Origin of the sequence: Streptomyces sp. LS1784, assembly GCF_020103755.1 — a bacterium.
Classification (GTDB): Bacteria; Actinomycetota; Actinomycetes; order Streptomycetales; family Streptomycetaceae; genus Kitasatospora.
Genome location: NZ_JAHSQD010000753.1, coordinates 1 through 3,222 on the forward strand (window position 1 = coordinate 1; position 3,222 = coordinate 3,222).

Below are 3,222 nucleotides of genomic sequence, written 5' to 3' on the forward strand. Positions count from 1 at the left end.
CGGACCTCTGAGCGCGCGTCGGGAACCACCGGCCCCCGCCCGCACGGCGCCGGTCGGGGGCCGTGCGGGCGGACCCGGCGCCCCCGACGGGCGGACGACGGCCCCGCTACGGGCGCCCCATGAACATGGGGTAGTAGCCCTTGCTGATCGTCGAGATCCGGACCTTGGTCCCGGGCCGCGCGGCCTCGACGTACTTGTTGTCGCCCAGGTAGATCGCCACGTGCTGGATGCCCCGGGCGGTCCCGTTCGGCGACCAGAACAGCAGGTCACCGCGGCGCAGCTGGCTCGCCTTGATCGGTGTGGTCGCCGCGTACTGGTCGTTGGCCACGCGCGGCAGCTCGATCCCGCCGCGCCGGAAGGACTGCTGCACCAGGCCCGAGCAGTCGTAGCCGTCCGGCCCGTTGCCGGCCCGGAGGAACGGTTTGCCCACCTGGGAGAGGGCGAACTGCACGGCGGCCTCGACGTCCCGGTTCACCGCGGCCGAGCCGTCGGCGTGGCCCGAGCCCGCGGACCCCGAGGAGGAGGGGGCGCGCCCGGTGCGCTCCAGGTAGACGTCGTAGTGCGAGGTCCAGCGCCATTCGCCCTTGCTGTTGCGGAACCAGTAGCGCGAGCCGTCCCAGCCCTCCTTGATCCCGCCGGAGGACCCGGTGGTGGCCTTTGCGGCGGACGGCGAGCCGCCCCCGGTACGGGCCGCGTACACGCTGTAGTGCGAGGTCCAGCGCCACTGCCCCTGGCTGTTCTTGAACCAGTACCGCGAGCCGTCCCACCCGGCGTGCGCCGGGGCGGTCTCGGCGACCGCGGGGCTGACGCCGGTGCCGAGGCTGATCACGCCGACACCGGTCGCGATCACGGCCACCATGCCCATCCCCCGACGGAGCCGTGCGGTGCGGGACGGACGGGAGGTGCGGACGGTGGCAGAGTCCTGCTGCCCGGTCGGTTCGCCGGCGGCCGCCGGCGAACCGGTGTTGACGGTGGTCATCGTGCTGACTTCCTTCACTGCTGCGGATTGCCGTGGCCGACCGAGGCCGGCTCTGCTGGTCGGCAGAGACCCCGCTCGGCATGCCGTGGTTTCCGGTCCTGCGGCCGGAAGCCACGGCATGCCGAGCGGGGATTCGGTTCTGCCTGCGTGTCACGTTAAGCACGCATCCGCTCACTTCGCGCAGTGGAGTGCGCCAAAGGAAGGTCCCGGGCGGCGGACACCGACGGTGCATCAGGGTGATAACCCGTCACCTCGGGGGCATCCGACGCCCCCTCATCAGCGGCCGCCGGCCTCCGCCAGCAGCTGCTTCTTCAGCACCTTTCCCAAGGCGTTCCTGGGCAGTTCGGGCACCAGGACGACCCGGCGCGGCCGCTTGTGCACCGAGAGCCGCTCCGCCACGAAGGACGTCAACTGATCTCCCGTCACGGCGCCGTCCGGAACGACGTACGCGACGATCGCCTGTCCGAGGTCCTCGTCAGGCACGCCGACCACCGCCGCGTCGGCGACCGCCGGGTGGTCGCGCAGCGCGGCCTCCACCTCGCCCGCGCCGATCCGGTAGCCGCCGCTCTTGATGAGGTCCACCGAGGCACGGCCGACGATCCGGTGGAAGCCGTCCGCCCCGATCACCGCGACGTCGCCGGTGCGGAACCAACCGTCCGCCGTCCACGCCTCGGCGTCCGCGTCCGGCCGGTTGAGGTAGCCGCTGAACAGCGTCGGGCCGGAGACCTGGAGTTCGCCGACGCTCTCCCCGTCGCTGGGCACCGGCGCGCCGTCCTCCCCGACCAGCCGGGTGCGGACCCCGTCCACCGGCAATCCGACGCTGCCGGGGCGCCGCTCGCCGTCCGCCCGGGTGCTGACGGTGATCAGCGACTCCGTCATCCCGTACCGCTCGATCGGGGTGTGCCCGGTGAGCGCCGCCAGCCTCTCGAACACCGGGACGGGCAGCGGCGCGCTGCCGGAGACCAGCAGCCGGGCCGGGGCGAGCCGGGCCGCCGACTCCGGGTCCGCCGCCAGCCGGGACCAGACGGTGGGCACGCCGAAGTACAGGCTGCCGCCCGCCGCCGCATAGCCCTCCGGGGTGGGGCGCCCGGTGTGCACCAGCCCGCTGCCGGTGCGCAGGGCGCCGAGCACGCCGAGCAGCAGCCCGTGCACGTGGAACAGTGGCAGGCCGTGCACAAGGGTGTCCTCGGCAGTCCACTGCCAGGCGGCGGCAAGGGCGTCCAGGTCGGCGGCGATCGCCTCGCGCCGGATCACCACGCCCTTGGGCGCACCGGTGGTGCCGGAGGTGTAGAGCACGAAGCCGATCGACGCCGCGGCCGGCTCGGCGTGGGTGGTGGCGGAGCGCTGCGCGGGGTCGACCGGCAGCCCCGCCACCGAGGTGTCCTGCGGCAACGCCTCCCCGACGGCGTGCGCGAGCAGCGCCGCGCCCGAGTCCCGCAGGATGTGCTCGCGCTCCTTGGGGCCCGAGTCGGGCGGCAGCGGCACCACCGGGACGCCCGCCAGCAGGCCGCCGACCACGGCGGTGACGGTCTCGACGGTGGGCCGGGCGAGCACCGCGAGCGCCGGGGCGCCGGCCACCCGGTCGGCGACGGCGGTCGCCGCGCCCAGCAGGTCCTCCCGGGAGAGCGCCCGACCGTCGATCCGCAACGCGTCCGCCGCGTCGCCGAAACCGCCCTCAAGTGCCGTCAGCAGTGCCATGCCACCGTCCTCGCCTCGTCCCACGCCACCGCGCCGCGCCCGTGCGCCGCGCGTTCACCTCGCGCGCCTGCCTCCGCGTCACGCGCCGGCGCCGACTCTACGGGCCGCCGCCCAGCCCACCGTGCTCCGGGGACGACGGGTCACGGCCGAACAGGGCGGCGGACGACCGGGAACGGCGGAGGGCGCGGCACCGAGCACCCGGCGCCACGCCCTCCGAACCTTCCCGCGGGATCAGGCCTTGCGGGCCTTCACCTCGGCGGTGAGCTGCGGCAGCACCTCGAAGAGGTCGCCGACCACGCCGTAGTCGACCAGCTCGAAGATCGGGGCCTCGGGGTCCTTGTTGACGGCCACGATGGTCTTCGAGGTCTGCATGCCGGCCCGGTGCTGGATCGCACCGGAGATGCCCGCCGCGATGTAGAGCTGCGGGGAGACCTGCTTGCCGGTCTGGCCGACCTGGCTGCTGTGCGGGTACCAGCCGGCGTCCACGGCGGCGCGCGAGGCACCGACGGCCGCGCCCAGCGCGTCCGCGAGCTCCTCGACCACGC

3 protein-coding genes are annotated in these 3,222 nt (G+C 74.4%); all 3 read right to left on the reverse strand.

Features of this window, described 5'->3' with window-relative positions:
- Positions 1-106: 106 nt before the first annotated feature.
- The gene (locus tag KS423_RS41775; RefSeq protein WP_224284940.1) at positions 107-979 is read right to left on the reverse strand and encodes a C40 family peptidase; all 873 of its coding nucleotides are present in this window, start codon (positions 977-979) and stop codon (positions 107-109) included.
- Between the two features lie 276 nt (positions 980-1,255).
- A complete protein-coding gene (locus KS423_RS41780) occupies positions 1,256-2,677 on the reverse strand; it encodes an acyl-CoA synthetase (protein WP_224284941.1) in 1,422 nt (473 codons plus the stop codon).
- A gap of 231 nt (positions 2,678-2,908) precedes the next feature.
- Positions 2,909-3,222 (reverse strand): electron transfer flavoprotein subunit alpha/FixB family protein (locus KS423_RS41785; protein WP_224284942.1); only part of this gene is annotated, 314 nt, incomplete at its 5' end.